The following is a 241-nucleotide window of genomic DNA, read 5'->3' on the forward strand; positions in this document are numbered from 1 at the left end:
ATCGACCGGATCGCCTTCGATCCCGGCCGGCGGCGCCGGCACGGGCGCGGCGAGCCTCACCGTCTCAAGCGTGCCGGCATCCAGCGCGGGATAGCCGCTGCTGCGGCCGATGCGGATCTGCGAGACCGCGCCGCTGCGGTCGACGGCGAAGCGCACATAGGCGACGCCTTGCTGGTTCAGGCGCTGGGCTTGACGCGGGTAGCGGCGGAACTTTTCCAGATGGCCGAGCAGCAGGTTCTGC

1 protein-coding gene is annotated in these 241 nt (G+C 71.0%); it reads right to left on the reverse strand.

The window, feature by feature from the left end:
* Positions 1-241: energy transducer TonB (locus HKX41_13120; protein NNC25075.1), on the reverse strand; the 241-nt coding region annotated here is incomplete at both ends.

Source organism: Salifodinibacter halophilus, from assembly GCA_012999515.1.
Taxonomy (GTDB): Bacteria; Pseudomonadota; Gammaproteobacteria; order Nevskiales; family Salinisphaeraceae; genus Salifodinibacter; species Salifodinibacter halophilus.